Source organism: Streptomyces sp. SGAir0957, assembly GCF_043523415.1.
On record NZ_CP027293.1, the window covers coordinates 6,714,272 to 6,729,381 of the forward strand.

Consider the following 15,110-nt stretch of genomic DNA (forward strand, 5'->3'; position numbering starts at 1 on the left):
GGTGAAGATCAGACACACCTCGACCGTCTTTGTGATCTAGGGGTTTCAATCAACACCCACCCAGGTAGGGTCTGGAAGCGTCCAGCTCCCCTTGGAGGAGGTGAGGACCGTGGCAGCCCACGACGACGACATCAACCGCGGCATCCGCCCGGGACGAGGGTCCGACGACCCCGCCGGGCAGATTGCCTATCTCGAGCAGGAAATCGCCGTCCTGCGGCGCAAGCTCGCCGACTCTCCGCGTCATACGAGGATTCTCGAAGAGCGGATCGTCGAGCTGCAGACCAATCTGGCCGGCGTATCCGCACAGAACGAACGGCTTGCGAACACGCTCCGCGAGGCCCGCGACCAGATCGTGGCCCTCAAGGAGGAGGTCGACCGGCTCGCACAACCGCCGGCCGGCTTCGGAGTCTTCCTCACGGCCAATGAGGACGGCACCGCCGACATCTTCACCGGCGGCCGCAAACTCCGGGTGAACGTGAGCCCGAGCGTCGAGCTCGAAGAGCTCAGGCGCGGCCAGGAAGTCATGCTCAACGAAGCGCTCAACGTGGTCGAGGCCATGGAGTTCGAGAGCGTCGGCGACATCGTCACCCTCAAGGAGATCCTCGAGGACGGCGAGCGCGCCCTGGTCACCGGCCACACCGACGAGGAGAGGGTGGTCCGGCTCGCCGAACCGCTCCTCGACGTCGTCATCCGGCCCGGCGACGCCCTGCTCCTCGAACCCCGCTCCGGCTACGTCTACGAGGTCGTTCCGAAGAGCGAAGTGGAGGAACTGGTCCTCGAAGAGGTCCCGGACATCGGCTACGACCAGATCGGCGGCCTGGGCAACCAGATCGAACTGATCCGCGACGCGGTCGAGCTGCCGTACCTCTACCCGGACCTGTACCGGGAGCACGAACTGCGGCCGCCCAAGGGCGTCCTCCTGTACGGCCCTCCCGGCTGCGGAAAGACCCTGATCGCCAAGGCGGTCGCCAACTCCCTTGCCAAGAAGGTCGCGGAAGTGACCGGACAGGGCCAGGGCAAGAGCTTCTTCCTCAACATCAAGGGTCCCGAGCTTCTCAACAAGTACGTCGGCGAGACCGAGCGGCAGATCCGCCTCGTCTTCCAGCGTGCGCGGGAGAAGGCCAGCGAGGGCACCCCCGTCATCGTCTTCTTCGACGAGATGGAGTCCCTCTTCCGCACCCGCGGCTCCGGCGTCAGCTCGGACGTCGAGAACACCATCGTCCCGCAGCTCCTCGCCGAGATCGACGGCGTCGAGGGCCTGCAGAACGTGGTCGTGATCGGCGCCTCCAACCGCGAGGACATGATCGACCCGGCCATTTTGCGCCCCGGCCGACTCGATGTGAAGATCAAGATCGAGCGTCCGGACGCCGAAGCGGCCAAGGACATCTTCGGCAAGTACCTCACCCAGCGCCTGCCGCTGCACGCCGACGACCTCGGCGAGCACAGCAGCGACCGGGCGGCCACGGTGGCCAATATGATCCAGACCGCCGTGGAACACATGTACGCGGAATCCGAGGAGAACCGCTTCCTGGAAGTCACGTACGCCAATGGCGACAAGGAAGTCCTGTACTTCAAGGACTTCAACTCCGGCGCAATGATCGAGAACATCGTCGGCCGCGCCAAGAAGATGGCCATCAAGGCCTTCCTCGAACAGAATCAGAAGGGCCTCAGGGTCGCCCATCTCCTCCAGGCTTGCATCGACGAGTTCAAGGAGAACGAGGACCTTCCCAACACCACGAACCCCGACGACTGGGCCCGAATCTCCGGAAAGAAGGGCGAGCGGATCGTCTACATCCGCACCCTCGTGACCGGAAAGCAGGGCGCGGACACCGGACGTTCCATCGACACGGTGGCGAACACCGGGCAGTACCTGTAAAAGACAGGGTGGCTGCGGGTGCCCGGACCGGGTACCCGCAGCCCACTGTTTTTCCGGGCAACTACCACGCGGCCAGCCGCTTCACGTCGGAGCGAAGCAATGACGCAAATGATCTCCCCACCAGCGCAGAGGCGTTCTAGGCTCTTCCATACCGCCGAGTCGCGCCGTGCGGGGACGGGCACCGCACGCGCATCGGAGAACCAGCGGTACTTGAGCGCCGCCCCCGACCGAGGGCGCCGCCGGGCAAGGAGGGCCGCATGACCGTACGGCGAGTAATGGGCATCGAGACGGAGTACGGGATCTCCGTCCCCGGCCACCCCAATGCCAATGCCATGCTCACCTCGTCCCAGATCGTCAACGCGTACGCGGCGGCGATGCACCGGGCCCGCCGCGCCCGCTGGGACTTCGAGGAGGAGAACCCGCTGCGCGACGCCCGGGGCTTCGACCTCGCCCGCGAGGCCGCCGACTCCAGCCAGCTCACCGACGAGGACATCGGCCTGGCCAACGTCATCCTCACCAACGGCGCGCGCCTCTACGTCGACCACGCACACCCCGAGTACAGCTCCCCGGAGATCACCAACCCGCGCGACGCCGTCCTGTGGGACAAGGCCGGCGAGCGCATCATGGCGGAGGCGGCCGACCGCGCGGCCCAGCTGCCCGGCGCCCAGCCGATCCACCTCTACAAGAACAACACCGACAACAAGGGCGCGAGCTACGGCACGCACGAGAACTACCTGATGAAGCGGGAGACCCCCTTCTCGGACATCGTGCGCCACCTCACGCCGTTCTTCGTCTCCCGTCAGGTCGTCACCGGAGCGGGCCGCGTCGGCCTCGGCCAGGACGGGCACGAGCACGGCTTCCAGCTCAGCCAGCGCGCCGACTACTTCGAGGTCGAGGTCGGCCTGGAGACCACCCTCAAGCGCCCCATCATCAACACCCGGGACGAGCCGCACTCGGACGCCGAGAAGTACCGCCGCCTGCATGTGATCATCGGCGACGCGAACCTCTCCGAGATCTCGACGTACCTCAAGCTCGGCACGACAGCCCTGGTCCTCTCCATGATCGAGGACGGCTTCATCGCCGTCGACCTGGCCGTGGACCAGCCCGTCCGCACCCTCCACCAGGTCTCGCACGACCCCTCCCTCCAGCACCTGATCACGCTCCGCAGCGGCCGCACGCTCACCGCCGTACAGCTCCAGATGGAGTACTACGAGCTGGCCAGGAAGTACGTCGAGGAGCGCTTCGGCGCCGACGCCGACGACCAGACCAAGGACGTCCTCAGCCGCTGGGAGGACGTGCTCGGCCGTCTGGAGAGCGACCCGATGAGCCTCTCGGGGGAGCTGGACTGGGTCGCCAAGCGCGAGCTCATGGAGGGCTACCGGCGCCGCGACAACCTCGACTGGGACGCCGCGCGCCTGCACCTCGTCGACCTCCAGTACGCCGACGTACGAGCCGAGAAGGGCCTGTACAACCGTCTGGCGGCCCGGGGCAAGATGAAGCGCCTCCTGACCGAGGACGAGGTCGAGAGGGCCCGTACGTCACCGCCCGAGGACACCCGCGCGTACTTCCGCGGGCGGTGCCTGGAGCAGTACGCGGACGACGTCGCGGCCGCCTCCTGGGACTCGGTCATCTTCGACCTGCCCGGCCGTGACTCACTGCAACGGGTCCCCACCCTCGAACCCCTTCGCGGAACGCGTAATCACGTGAAGGAGCTGCTCGACCGGTGCCGGACGGCCGAAGATCTGGTCCGCGTGCTCTCCGGCGGCTGATCGACGGCTGAAAGGCCCGCGGCGGGGGAATCACAGAGGTGGGCTCCGCAGGTTGCGGCAACTGCGGGGCCGATGTCGGACCCGACTTGTAGGGTTCTGATCACGAACAGCCTGTACGACACGTACGACGTGTATGTCGACCCGAGCGGGGTGAGCTGGATATGGCGACCAAGGACACCGGCGGCGGACAGCAGAAGGCGAATCGCACCTCCGAGGAGGTCGATGAGCAGGTCGAGGACGCGCAGGCGACTGACGACCTCAAGGAGCGCCAGGAGAAGCTGAGCGACGATGTCGACTCGGTTCTGGACGAAATCGACGATGTCCTAGAGGAGAATGCTGAGGATTTCGTGAGGTCCTTCGTTCAGAAGGGTGGGGAGTAGGGTCTCGATTCCTTCGAATCGAAGGCCCACTCACTATGAGCGAGTCGGAGGGCCGCCGCTGCTCGCGATGCAGGCAGACGCTGTCGCGAGCGGCGTTCGCGAGCAACAAGTCCTTGCCGGACGGCCTTCAGGCGTACTGCCGTGAGTGCTCCGCCGAGTACTACCGGCAGCGCCAGGAGGCCAAGGGCAAGACGGTGCGCGCGAAGGTCGACGTGCCGACGGGCCACAAACGCTGCCCGCAGTGCGAGATCGTCAAGCCGCACTGCGAGTGGGAACGCAACAAGTCCTCTTCGGACGGTTGGTCGAGCTACTGCCGAACATGCCGGGCGGAGCGGAACCGGATCAGCTACTTCAAGCGCAAGTACGGCCTCGCGCCGCACGAGTTGGACGCGCTGATCCAGGAGCAGAGGGGCGTGTGCTGCATCTGTCTTTCTGCTCCGGCCGAACATGTGGATCACTGCCATGAGACGGGTAGGGTCCGTGGCGTACTGTGCTTCAGCTGCAATGCAGCCCTGGGGCAGTTCAAGGACCGGCCCGACGCGATAAGGCGGGCCGCCGCTTACGTGGAAGGAAACGCGTGGAAGCCAACCCTCGTAGCACCGGGCGTCTACCGGCTGCCTTCCTGACGCCCGGGTCGTCGTCCTTCATGGACTTCCTGGCCGAGCACCAGCCGGAGATCCTGCCGGGCAACCGGCAGTTGCCGCCGACGCAGGGCGTCATCGAGGCCCCGCACGGCACGACCATCGTCGCCGTGACGTTCCCGGGAGGCGTCGTCCTCGCCGGCGACCGCCGCGCCACGATGGGGAACGTGATCGCGCAGCGCGACATCGAGAAGGTCTTCCCGGCGGACGAGTACTCGGCCGTCGGTATCGCCGGCACCGCCGGTCTGGCCGTCGAGATGGTGAAGCTCTTCCAGCTGGAGCTGGAGCACTTCGAGAAGGTCGAGGGCGCCCAGCTGTCCCTGGAGGGCAAGGCGAACCGGCTGTCCACGATGATCCGGTCGAACCTCGGCATGGCGATGCAGGGCCTGGCCGTGGTGCCGCTGTTCGCCGGGTACGACGTCGACCGCGAGAAGGGCCGCATCTTCTCGTACGACGTGACGGGCGGGCGCAGCGAGGAGCACGGGTACGCCGCGACCGGTTCGGGTTCGGTCTTCGCGCGCGGGGCGATGAAGAAGCTCTACCGCGGCGACCTGACGGAGGAGCAGGCGACGACGCTGGTCGTGCAGGCGCTGTACGACGCGGCGGACGACGACTCGGCGACGGGCGGTCCCGACATGGCACGTCGGATCTTCCCGATCGTGACGGTGATCTCGGAGGACGGGTTCCGTCGTCTCGGTGACGACGAGTCGTCGCAGATCGCCCGGTCGATCCTGGAGCGGCGTCTGGAGCAGCCGGACGGTCCGCGCGCGGCGCTGCTCTGAGCCGCGGATCGCTTCTCTTTCCCCACTGACGCGTTACTGACAGAAAGGGACGGATAGCCGGTGTCGACGCCGTTCTATGTCTCACCCCAGCAGGCGATGGCCGACCGCGCGGAGTACGCGCGCAAGGGCATCGCCCGCGGTCGCAGCCTGGTTGTGCTGCAGTACGCCGACGGCATCGTGTTCGTCGGCGAGAACCCGTCCCGTGCCCTGCACAAGTTCAGCGAGATCTACGACCGGATCGGTTTCGCGGCCGCCGGTAAGTACAACGAGTACGAGAACCTGCGGATCGGTGGCGTCCGCTACGCGGATCTGCGGGGGTACACGTACGACCGGGACGATGTGACGGCCCGTGGTCTGGCGAACGTGTACGCGCAGACGCTGGGCACGATCTTCTCCAGTGCGGCCGAGAAGCCGTACGAGGTGGAGCTGGTCGTCGCGGAGGTCGGTGAGACGTCCGAGGGCGACCAGATCTACCGGCTGCCGCACGACGGGTCGATCGTGGACGAGCACGGTTCGGTCGCGGTCGGTGGTAACGCCGAGCAGATCAGCGGCTATCTGGACCAGCGTCATCAGGACGGCATGTCGCTGTCCGAGGCGTTGAAGCTGGCCGTGCAGGCGCTGTCGCGCGACACGAACGGGAGCGAGCGGGAGATTCCCGCCGAGCGTCTCGAGGTGGCGGTGCTCGACCGTACGCGGCCGCAGCAGCGCAAGTTCAAGCGGATCGTGGGGCGGCAGTTGTCGCGGCTGCTCACGGCGGAGGGCGCGGCGGAGACGTCGAAGGCGGCGTCCGACGCGGTGTCCGACGACGTCTCCGACGACAACGGGGACTCCTCGGAGGAGTAGCCGCCGCCAGTCGACAGTTCGTCATACGTGTGCCCCGGCCGGATACGACATCCGGCCGGGGCACACGTATGTCGGCCACCGGCACACCTTCATGCCTCGGTGCGGGGTGGCGGTGCCGTCGAGCCGCGTACGACGAGTTCGACCGGGAGCGGGGTGGTGTCGGGTGTGCGGCCCTCCAGGACGGCGAGGAGGGCGGCCATGCCGCGCTCGCCGAACTGCTCGGCGGGCAGGCGGACGGTGGTGAGTTCGGGGTCGACGGCGGTGGCGAGGGAGAGGTCGTCGAAGCCGGTGACGGAGAAGTGTTCGGGGATGCGCAGGCCCATGCGGCGGGCGGCTTTGTAGGCGCCGGTGGCGAGTTTGTCGTCGTCGCAGACGAGGGCGGTGGGCAGGGTGGGGCCGCTGGTGCGCAGGGCGCGTTCGGTGGCGGCCATGGCGTCCTCGACGGTGAGGGCGGAGCGGACGGTGCGGACGGTGGTGCCGGGCAAGAGGGCGGTCCGGGCGGCGAGTTCGCGGGCGCGCACGTCGAAGGTCCAGGACGGGACGGCGGAGGCGAGGTGCAGGAAGTGCCGGTGGCCGAGGGCGAGCAGATGGTCGGTGAGCTGCCGGATGCCGTCGGTGAGGTCGAGGTTGACGGTGGTGGCGCCGGGGCTGCCCGCCGGGTCGCTGTCGAGCATGACGAGCGGCAGGTCGTCACCGCGCAGTGCGGTGACGGCGTCGGCGGCCATGGATGAGGCGAGGATGCCGTCGAGGGCGGCGCGGGCGGAGGGGAAGGGGTCGCGGGCCGGGCCGATGCCGTCGGGGGAGGGGTAGAGGACGACGCCGAAGCCGTGCTCGGCGGCGAGGCGGGCGGCGCCGGTGTAGACGCCGGCGAAGAACTCGTTGGTGAGGGCGGGGACGACGAGGAGGGCGGTGCGGGTGCGGCCCATGCGGAGGTTGCGGGCGGCGAGGTTGGGGCGGTAGCCGAGGGCGCGGGCCGCCTCGCGGACGCGTTCGGCGGTGGCGGGGGCGACGCGGCCGCGCCATTTGTCGCCCATGACGAGGGAGACGGCTGCCTGGGAGACGCCTGCGGCGCGGGCCACGTCCCGGCTGGTGGGGCGGCTGGTCGCCGTCCCTTCCGTACCGCTGGTCACTGCTGCCTCCGTGGGTCCGCTGTCGGGGGTTGTCGCTGCCCGGCGTGTGGGTCGTGCGCGGTGGCTGACGTTAGCGGGTGGCTCCCGCGCCGACGCACGTGGTACGTATAACCCCGACACGTGATACGTATAACCCCACGGCGTTATACGTACAACTTGAGACGGAAGGGCGGGCCATGGCCGCCGGATATGCGGAGATCCTCCGGGCGCGGCACGCGATGCGGCTGCTCACCGGCACGCTCGTCGGCAGGCTGCCCAATGCCACGGCGTCCATCGCCATCGTGCTGTTCATCCGCGCCGAGGGCGGCTCGTACTCGCTGGCCGGCGCGCTCGCCGCCGTGTACGGGGTGGCCAACGCGGTCGGGCAGCCGGTGCTCGGACGCCTCGTCGACCTGCGCGGGCAGCCGACGGTGCAGCTTCCGGCCGCCGTCCTGTCGGCGCTCGCGATGACGCTGTTCGCCTTCGGCGGCACCGGCTCGCCGGGCGTGGCCTACAGCGCCGTGGCCGCCGCAGGACTGTTCACACCGCCGCTCGAAGGCGGCCTGCGGGCGCTGTGGCCGAGCGTGCTGCCGCGCGAGGAGCAGGTGCACAAGGCGTACGCGATGGACGCGATCGCCCAGGAAGTCATGTTCACCGTCGGCCCGTTGCTGGTGACCGTGTGCGTGTCGCTGTGGTCGGCGCAGGCCGCGCTCGTCGTCCTGAACGTCATCGGCGTCCTCGGTGCCCTCTCCGTCGTCCTGTCGAAGCCCTCGCGCGCGTGGCGGTCCGCGCCGCGCGAGGCCCACTGGCTGGGCGCGCTGCGCTCGCCGGGCCTGCTCGTCCTGCTCGCCGCCTTCCTGTTCGTCGGGCTCGCGCTCGGTTCGATCACCGTGGCGGGCGTCTCGTACGGGGACGAGCACGGCGGCGACGCGGTGTACGGCTGGATGATGGCGGCGCTCGGGCTCGGCGCCCTGGTGGGCGGCGCGGTGTACGGCGCGCGGGAGTGGAGCGGCGCCCCCGAGGCGCGACTTCGCCGCCTTGTGGCCCTTCTGGCGCTGTTCTACGTGCCGTTGGCGCTGATGCCGGGCCCGGTGGCGATGGTGGCGCTCACGGCGGTCGCCGGGGTGTTCCTCGCGCCGTGCATCGCGTGCGCGTTCATCGTCGTGGACCGGCACGCGCCGCGGGGGACGGTGACGGAGGCGTTCTCGTGGCTCGTGACGACGTTCACGGTGGGGGCGAGCGTCGGTACGGCCGTCGCCGGGCCGGTCGTCGAGTGGGGCGGGACCCGGTGGGGTTTCGCCGTACCGGCGGCCGCCGGGGCGCTCGCGCTCCTGGTGTTGCTGGCCACGCGGCGGGTGCTCGGGGACCCGCGCACGCCCGGGCGTGTCGCGGCCGGTTCGGAAAATGATCCAAACCGTGCTGTCGAACCCCGTTTCAGCTCGGGGGATCGGGCGTAATGTTCAGACATGGACCGCCGCATTTTCGGGCTGGAGAACGAGTACGGCGTCACATGCACGTTCAGGGGACAGCGCCGTCTGTCGCCTGACGAGGTGGCGCGGTACCTCTTCCGCCGTGTCGTGTCATGGGGCCGCAGCAGCAATGTCTTTCTGCGGAACGGTGCCCGCCTCTATCTGGACGTGGGATCGCATCCGGAATACGCAACGCCGGAATGCGACAACGTGACCGAGTTGGTCACCCACGACAAAGCCGGCGAGCGCATTCTGGAAGGCCTGCTCGTCGACGCCGAACGCCGCCTGCACGAGGAGGGAATCGCGGGCGACGTATACCTCTTCAAGAACAACACCGACTCGGCGGGAAACTCCTACGGCTGCCACGAGAATTATCTGGTGGCCCGCCATGGGGAGTTCTCGCGGCTCGCGGACATTCTCATTCCCTTCCTGGTGACGCGTCAGCTGCTGTGCGGCGCGGGCAAGGTGCTGCAGACCCCGCGCGGTGCGGTGTACTGCGTGAGTCAGCGCGCCGAGCACATCTGGGAGGGCGTCAGCTCCGCGACGACGCGTTCCCGGCCGATCATCAACACCCGTGACGAGCCGCACGCGGACGCCGAGCGCTACCGGCGCCTGCACGTCATCGTGGGCGACTCGAACATGTCCGAGACGACCATGCTGCTCAAGGTCGGCGCCACCGACCTGGTGCTGCGCATGATCGAGGCGGGCACGGTGATGCGCGACCTGACCCTGGAGAACCCGATCCGGGCGATCCGCGAGGTCAGCCACGACATCACGGGCCGGCGCAAGGTGCGTCTGGCCAGCGGCCGCGAGGCCTCCGCACTGGAGGTGCAGCGGGAGTACTACGAGAAGGCCGTCGACTTCGTGGAGCGCCGGGGCATCCGCACCGGCACCGTCGACCAGGTTCTCGAGCTGTGGGGCCGCGCGCTCGACGCGATCGAGTCGGAGGACCTCGACCGCATCGGCACCGAGATCGACTGGGTCATGAAGTACAAGCTCATCGAGCGCTACCGGGCCAAGCACAACATGACCATGTCGCACCCGCGGGTGGCGCAGATAGACCTCGCCTACCACGACATCCACCGTCGCCGCGGGCTCTACTACCTCCTGGAGAAGAAGGGCCAGGCCGCCCGGATCTGCAACGACCTGAAGATCTTCGAGGGTAAGTCCGTGCCGCCGCAGACCACGCGCGCGCGGCTGCGCGGCGACTTCATCCGCCGGGCCCAGGAGCAGCGCCGTGACTTCACGGTCGACTGGGTCCATCTGAAGCTGAACGACCAGGCGCAGCGCACGGTGCTGTGCAAGGACCCGTTCCGCAGCGTGGACGACCGGGTGGAGAAGCTGATCGCCGGGATGTAGGACCGGTTCGGACCCATCCTGGTACCGGTTCGGACCCATCCTGCCGGGGGCCTCGTACGAATCATTCGTACGGGGCCCCCGGCGTGCTTGTCGGCACCTGGCAAATGTGGCGGGAGGGCCTAGAGTGGCCGAACCGTATTCGAGCGACCTGAGGATCCCTGTGCGACGCCGACTTGCAGCTCTACTGATCGTGCCGGCACTGGCGCTGACCGCGACGGCCTGTGGCAGTGACGACGGCAAGGACGGGGCGGACAAGGCCGACTCCTCGGCGTCCTCGTCGCCGAAGGCGGCGTCGGTGCCCAAGGCGGTCGACACGGCGGAGCCCATGCCGACGGTGAAGGGCGCGTACGGCAGCAAGGCGACGATCTCGCTGCCCAAGGGCGAGCCGAGCGGCAAGTTCGTCGTGCACACGCTCTCCGAGGGCAAGGGCGCGGAGGTGAAGAAGGACGACATGGTGTCGATGAACTTCACCGGCAAGATCTGGAAGGGCGCCAAGGACCTCGGCACGACGTACGGGCAGCAGAGCAACGGGCAGATCGTGACGGCGGCGTCCGAGAGCCAGCTGCCGGCGTTCTCGCAGGCCGTCGTCGGCGCGAAGGAGGGCAGCCGGATCCTCGTGGTGGCGCCGCCCGCGGCCGGTTACGGCAGCCAGGGCGCCCAGCAGTACGGCATCACGGGCTCCGACACGCTGGTGTTCGCGCTGGACGTCGGCGACATCGTCCGGGACTCGGCGCAGAAGCAGGCGGCGATCCCCTCCGACCTGCCGCAGATCAAGGCGGACGCCCAGGCGCCCGCGAAGATCACCGTGCCGAAGAACGACCCGCCGGCCAAGCTCGTCGACAAGGTCCTCATCCAGGGCAAGGGCGCCGAGGTCAAGAGCGGCCAGACGGTCTCCATGCACTACAGCGGCGCGGCCTGGAAGCTCAACCAGGGCAAGGACAAGGCCGAGCTGTTCGACTCGTCCTTCAACACGGGCCAGCCGTTCCAGACGCAGATCGGCAAGGGTCAGGTCATCAAGGGCTGGGACACGGGCATCGTCGGCAAGCACGTCGGCGACCGCGTCCTCCTCGTGATCCCGGCCGACCAGGCCTACGGCGACCAGGAGAAGGGCAAGACGCTGCCCGCCAACTCGACGCTGGTCTTCGTGGTCGACATCCTCGCCACGCACTGATCACCGCCGGGGAAGTGGCAGACTGTCCCGGTTGCCCGATAGCCGACAAGCAGGAGCACTACACGTGAGCATCGACAAGCCCGAGATCGACTTCCCCGAGGGTCCGGCCCCGACGGACCTCGAGATCGTGGACCTCTGGGAGGGCGAAGGATCCGAGGCGAAGGCGGGCGACACCGTCTCCGTGCACTACGTGGGCGTGGCCTTCTCCACCGGTGAGGAGTTCGACGCGTCCTGGAACCGTGGCACCCCGCTGCAGTTCCAGCTCGGTGCCGGCCAGGTCATCCAGGGCTGGGACCAGGGCGTGCAGGGCATGAAGGTCGGCGGCCGCCGCCGGCTGACCATCCCGGCGCACCTGGCGTACGGCGACCGCGGCGCCGGTGGCGGCCGCATCGCCCCCGGCGAGACGCTGATCTTCGTCTGCGACCTGGTCTCCGTCTGAGTCGTCAGAACAGCCGTCCGCGTCGAGCGGACACCGACCCGCGCGGTCGTTCACAGGGCCCATGCCGTCCGGCATGGGCCCTGCCGTATCCCCTGGCTTTTGCCGGTACACCCACTGGCGGTACGGTCGTCCGTCGGGAGTTACATGAGGAAAGGGCGTCGATGGCCATTGCCAAGGCCGAGCGGCTGATGAATCTGGCGCTGTGTCTGCTCGGGACGCGGCGGCCACTCAGCAAGCGCGAGCTGCGGGGGTCCATCGAGGCCTACCTGGAGGCGGGCAACGACGACTCCTTCAACCGCATGTTCGAGCGCGACAAGGACGACCTGCGCGAGCTCGGCCTGATCATCGACACCGTGGAGAACCTGGACGGCGAGGTCGGCTACCTCGCCCGCCGCGACAGCAACCGGCTGCCGCCCGTCACCCTCGACGGCGAGGAGGCCGCCGCGCTCGGCCTCGCCGCGAAGGTGTGGCAGCAGGCCCGCCTCGCCGGTGCCGCCAGCGGCGCCCTGCAGAAGCTGCGCGCCGCCGGTATGCCCGAGGACGTGGACCCGTACGAGAGCCATGGCGCGCTCGAACCGCGGATCCCGGCGCACGAGGCGTCGTTCGAGCCGCTGATGCTGGCCTGCCGCGACCGGCGCCCCGTCGTCTTCGACTACCGCAAGGCGACCGCCGCACGGCCCGAGCAGCGCCACGTCGAGCCGTGGGCCCTGGAGTGCTGGCGCGGCCACTGGTACCTGGCGGGCTGGGACCGCGAGCGCCGGGCCGAGCGGGTCTTCCGGCTCTCCCGGATCACCGGCAAGGTCCGCTCGCGCGCGGGCCAGTTCAAGGCGGACGTGCCGGACGTGGTGACCGTACGGGAGACCGTCGCGGGCTGGGCGGGGGAGAGCGCCACGCGCTCGGCGCGGATCAGGCTGCGCACGGGCGCGGGCTACCCGCTGCGCGCCAAGGCCACGTCGGTGCGGGAACTGGGCGAGGGCTGGGACGAGTTGGAGATCCCGTACGGGCACGGGCTCGACGCCTGGCTCGTGGAGTTCGGGCCCGACGTGGTCGTCCTGGAACCGGCCGAGCTGCGATCCGACGTCGTGGACCGGCTGCGCGCCGTGGCCAAGGGCTGAGCGCGGGACTGAAGGGGAGTACGGACAAGCATGGCTTCCAACGCCATCGACCAGACCCGGCGGATGCTGTCCCTGGTGACGTATCTGCGGGAGCGCCCCGGCGCGCGCGTGGAGGACGTCGCACGGGCCTTTGGCATCACCGAGGACGAGCTGATCTCCGACCTGGACGTGCTGCCGCTGTGCGGGACGAGCTTCCGCGGCGGCGACCTCCTCGACATCGACACCGACGGCGACCGCATCTGGTGGCACAACGCGGACGATGTGGCCGAGCCGCTGCGGATCGCCGCCGACGAGGCGACGGCGCTCCTCGTGGCCGCCCGAGCGGTGGCGACGCTGCCCGGGCTGCGCGAGAGCGACCGGCTCGCCCTGCTGCGCGCGACCGCGAAGCTGGAGGCGGCGGCCGGTGAGGTGGCGAGCGCGAGCGCGCGGCTGAACGTCACGTTCGAGTCGGAGGGCGGGGTCTTCGCCGATGTCGACCGGGCGATCTCCGAGCGGCGGCGGCTGTGGATCCGCTACTACTCGCCCGCCCGTGACGAGGTGACCGAGCGGGAGATCGACCCGATCCGCCTGGTCAGCGTCGGGCACACCTATGTCGAGGCGTGGTGCCGCCGGTCGGAGGCGCGGCGCACGTTCCGGCTCGACCGGGTCGCCGAGATCCGGATTCTGGACGAGGCCGCGGCGCCGCCCGAGGTGGAGCTGCGGGACCTGTCCGAGGGGCTTGTGCAGCCCGCGGCCGAGGACCCGGAGGTCATCGTCGAGGTGGGGCCCGGCGGGCGCTGGGTGGCGGAGTACTACCCGCACGACAGCGCGGAGGAGCTGCCGGACGGCGGGCTGCGGATCACGCTGCGCACGCCTGACCCGTCGTCGCTGCGGCGGCTCGCGCTGCGGCTCGGCCGGGACGGGCACATCGTGGCCCCCGCGGAACTCGCGGTGAGCGCGCGGGACGCGGCGCGGCGGGCTCTGGCGGCGTACGACGAGGTCGCGTGAGAGGCCGCGCGGGGACGTCGGGCCCGACCCCGGACAGTTCGGCCCCGGACGGTTTACGGGGCGGAACAACTCATGGGGCAGAACGGATGAAAGGTGCGAAGTGGACAACGGAATGACCGGTGTGGCCGGTTTCACTGATATCTCCACGATGTCCGCCACGGTCGCCGCCCCGGCGCCCGTCGTCTTCAAGGCCGCCTGCCCGGACTGCCGGGCCCGCTTCGAACTGACCGCCACCGCGATCCGGCTGGCGATCGGCGCGAGCCGCCGCACCACCTTCTACTCGTTCACCTGCCCCGAGTGCGACACGTCGGTGCGCAAGCCCGCGGGCGAGCGCATCATCGAACTCCTCACCGGGGGCGGGGTGCGCACGCTCCGCCTCCACCAGACCGTCTAGGCTCGGCGCATGTTCTGGGCGATGCTGGCCGTGGCGTTGGGGTTCGTGGGACTGGCCGTACTGGCCGTCTTCGCGATCAAGGTGTTCGTCGAGGCGCAGCGCCTCGGGCGGCAGGTCGCCGACACGACGCAGCAGATCAATCGGGCGGCGGAGGAGCTGGAGCGGGCCGCGGTGAGCGTGGCGAAGGCCGGGGGTGACGCGGTCTGAGCGGGGAGTGTCCCGAGGTGGGGCGTGGAAAGCGCTTTACCGCCGCGGCCTGTCCCGTGCGCAGGTCGGGCGGGTACGCTCCTGTACACGGCCTGGGAGTGAGGCGCCGGCCGCACTGGGAGTACGCACAGGGATTGCCCCGTGTTCACCCCCACGGGATACGATCGCTGCCAGCACACGGTGGTCGGACACCAGTCCGAAGTCCGATCGGTACCGGCAGTCCCGCCCCTGCCGCCTCAGTGAGAAGGTAAACGCATATGTTCGGTGGAAAGATCGGCGCCCCCGAGTTGATCATCATCCTCGTGGTCGTCCTCCTTCTGTTCGGTGCGAAGAAGCTCCCGGACATGGCGCGCTCGCTCGGCAAGTCGGCCCGCATCCTCAAGAGCGAGGCCAAGGCCATGAAGAGCGAGGGTGGCAACAAGGAGGCCGCTCCCTCGGACCCGCCGAAGAACGACGAGCAGCCGCCGGCCCCGCGCACCATCCAGGCCGCCCCGGGCGACGTGACCAGCTCGCGCCCCGTGTCCGAGCCGACGAACCACACGACGAAGAGCTGACAAGAGCTGATCGAA

16 protein-coding genes are annotated in these 15,110 nt (G+C 69.2%); 15 read left to right on the forward strand and 1 reads right to left on the reverse strand.

Translation table 11 applies throughout. The features are described 5' to 3' along the window. Positions 1-109 precede the first annotated feature (109 nt). The 6 genes from arc to prcA all read left to right on the forward strand — a co-directional run bounded on the left by arc (position 110) and on the right by prcA (position 6,291). Positions 110-1,876 (forward strand): proteasome ATPase, encoded by a 1,767-nt coding sequence (arc, locus tag C1N81_RS35230; protein WP_394435384.1) that lies wholly within the window; start codon positions 110-112, stop codon positions 1,874-1,876. A gap of 257 nt (positions 1,877-2,133) precedes the next feature. Next, complete coding sequence (dop, locus tag C1N81_RS35235; protein WP_394435386.1) at positions 2,134-3,645, forward strand: depupylase/deamidase Dop; 1,512 nt, start codon at positions 2,134-2,136, stop codon at positions 3,643-3,645. A gap of 161 nt (positions 3,646-3,806) precedes the next feature. After that, the gene (locus C1N81_RS35240; RefSeq protein WP_361074113.1) at positions 3,807-4,025 is read left to right on the forward strand and encodes a ubiquitin-like protein Pup; all 219 of its coding nucleotides are present in this window, start codon (positions 3,807-3,809) and stop codon (positions 4,023-4,025) included. Between the two features lie 35 nt (positions 4,026-4,060). Further along, complete coding sequence (locus C1N81_RS35245) at positions 4,061-4,651, forward strand: endonuclease VII domain-containing protein (protein ID WP_394435388.1); 591 nt, start codon at positions 4,061-4,063, stop codon at positions 4,649-4,651. Continuing rightward, the gene (gene prcB, locus C1N81_RS35250) at positions 4,603-5,448 is read left to right on the forward strand and encodes a proteasome subunit beta (RefSeq protein WP_394435389.1); all 846 of its coding nucleotides are present in this window, start codon (positions 4,603-4,605) and stop codon (positions 5,446-5,448) included. Before C1N81_RS35245 ends, prcB begins: the two co-directional genes overlap by 49 nt. Positions 5,449-5,508: 60 nt before the next feature. Then, positions 5,509-6,291 carry a proteasome subunit alpha gene (gene prcA, locus C1N81_RS35255; RefSeq protein ID WP_394435390.1) on the forward strand — a complete coding sequence of 261 codons (783 nt, stop codon included), beginning with the start codon at positions 5,509-5,511 and terminating at the stop codon, positions 6,289-6,291. 89 nt (positions 6,292-6,380) lie between these two features. On the opposite strand, the gene C1N81_RS35260 is transcribed toward prcA, so the two are convergent. After that, positions 6,381-7,421: a LacI family DNA-binding transcriptional regulator gene (locus tag C1N81_RS35260; RefSeq protein WP_394435391.1), complete on the reverse strand. Its 1,041-nt coding sequence runs from the start codon at positions 7,419-7,421 to the stop codon at positions 6,381-6,383. A gap of 176 nt (positions 7,422-7,597) precedes the next feature. Here C1N81_RS35260 and C1N81_RS35265 point away from each other — a divergent pair, with 176 nt between their 5' ends. The 9 genes from C1N81_RS35265 to tatA all read left to right on the forward strand — a co-directional run bounded on the left by C1N81_RS35265 (position 7,598) and on the right by tatA (position 15,095). After that, positions 7,598-8,857, forward strand: a complete 1,260-nt coding sequence (locus C1N81_RS35265) for an MFS transporter (protein ID WP_394435393.1) — start codon at positions 7,598-7,600, stop codon at positions 8,855-8,857. 9 nt (positions 8,858-8,866) lie between these two features. Next, positions 8,867-10,228, forward strand: coding sequence for a Pup--protein ligase (pafA, locus tag C1N81_RS35270; RefSeq protein WP_361074123.1), 1,362 nt, complete (start codon positions 8,867-8,869; stop codon positions 10,226-10,228). A gap of 160 nt (positions 10,229-10,388) precedes the next feature. After that, complete coding sequence (locus tag C1N81_RS35275) at positions 10,389-11,399, forward strand: FKBP-type peptidyl-prolyl cis-trans isomerase (protein WP_394435394.1); 1,011 nt, start codon at positions 10,389-10,391, stop codon at positions 11,397-11,399. Between the two features lie 64 nt (positions 11,400-11,463). Continuing rightward, positions 11,464-11,838, forward strand: a complete 375-nt coding sequence (locus tag C1N81_RS35280; RefSeq protein ID WP_394435395.1) for an FKBP-type peptidyl-prolyl cis-trans isomerase — start codon at positions 11,464-11,466, stop codon at positions 11,836-11,838. 161 nt (positions 11,839-11,999) lie between these two features. Further along, complete coding sequence (locus C1N81_RS35285) at positions 12,000-12,953, forward strand: helix-turn-helix transcriptional regulator (RefSeq protein ID WP_394435397.1); 954 nt, start codon at positions 12,000-12,002, stop codon at positions 12,951-12,953. A 30-nt stretch (positions 12,954-12,983) separates the two neighbouring features. Beyond that, on the forward strand, positions 12,984-13,940 hold the full coding sequence (locus tag C1N81_RS35290) for a helix-turn-helix transcriptional regulator (protein WP_394435398.1): 957 nt from the start codon (positions 12,984-12,986) through the stop codon (positions 13,938-13,940). Positions 13,941-14,088: 148 nt separating this feature from the next. Further along, complete coding sequence (locus C1N81_RS35295; protein ID WP_394438441.1) at positions 14,089-14,334, forward strand: hypothetical protein; 246 nt, start codon at positions 14,089-14,091, stop codon at positions 14,332-14,334. A gap of 9 nt (positions 14,335-14,343) precedes the next feature. After that, entirely contained in the window at positions 14,344-14,541 is a 198-nt protein-coding gene (locus C1N81_RS35300) for a G protein-coupled receptor family protein (RefSeq protein ID WP_394435399.1), read from the forward strand. 257 nt (positions 14,542-14,798) lie between these two features. Next, positions 14,799-15,095 (forward strand): Sec-independent protein translocase subunit TatA, encoded by a 297-nt coding sequence (gene tatA, locus C1N81_RS35305; RefSeq protein ID WP_394435400.1) that lies wholly within the window; start codon positions 14,799-14,801, stop codon positions 15,093-15,095. Positions 15,096-15,110: the final 15 nt, after the last annotated feature.

Coding starts and splice junctions, on each gene's coding strand:
- C1N81_RS35290 (WP_394435398.1), top strand. CDS start 12,984: ATGGCTTCCAACGCCATCGACCAGACCCGGCGGATGCTGTCCCTGGTG.
- pafA (WP_361074123.1), top strand. CDS start 8,867: ATGGACCGCCGCATTTTCGGGCTGGAGAACGAGTACGGCGTCACATGC.
- C1N81_RS35240 (WP_361074113.1), top strand. CDS start 3,807: ATGGCGACCAAGGACACCGGCGGCGGACAGCAGAAGGCGAATCGCACC.
- C1N81_RS35245 (WP_394435388.1), top strand. CDS start 4,061: ATGAGCGAGTCGGAGGGCCGCCGCTGCTCGCGATGCAGGCAGACGCTG.
- tatA (WP_394435400.1), top strand. CDS start 14,799: ATGTTCGGTGGAAAGATCGGCGCCCCCGAGTTGATCATCATCCTCGTG.
- C1N81_RS35295 (WP_394438441.1), top strand. CDS start 14,089: ATGTCCGCCACGGTCGCCGCCCCGGCGCCCGTCGTCTTCAAGGCCGCC.
- dop (WP_394435386.1), top strand. CDS start 2,134: ATGACCGTACGGCGAGTAATGGGCATCGAGACGGAGTACGGGATCTCC.
- C1N81_RS35285 (WP_394435397.1), top strand. CDS start 12,000: ATGGCCATTGCCAAGGCCGAGCGGCTGATGAATCTGGCGCTGTGTCTG.
- C1N81_RS35265 (WP_394435393.1), top strand. CDS start 7,598: ATGGCCGCCGGATATGCGGAGATCCTCCGGGCGCGGCACGCGATGCGG.
- C1N81_RS35300 (WP_394435399.1), top strand. CDS start 14,344: ATGTTCTGGGCGATGCTGGCCGTGGCGTTGGGGTTCGTGGGACTGGCC.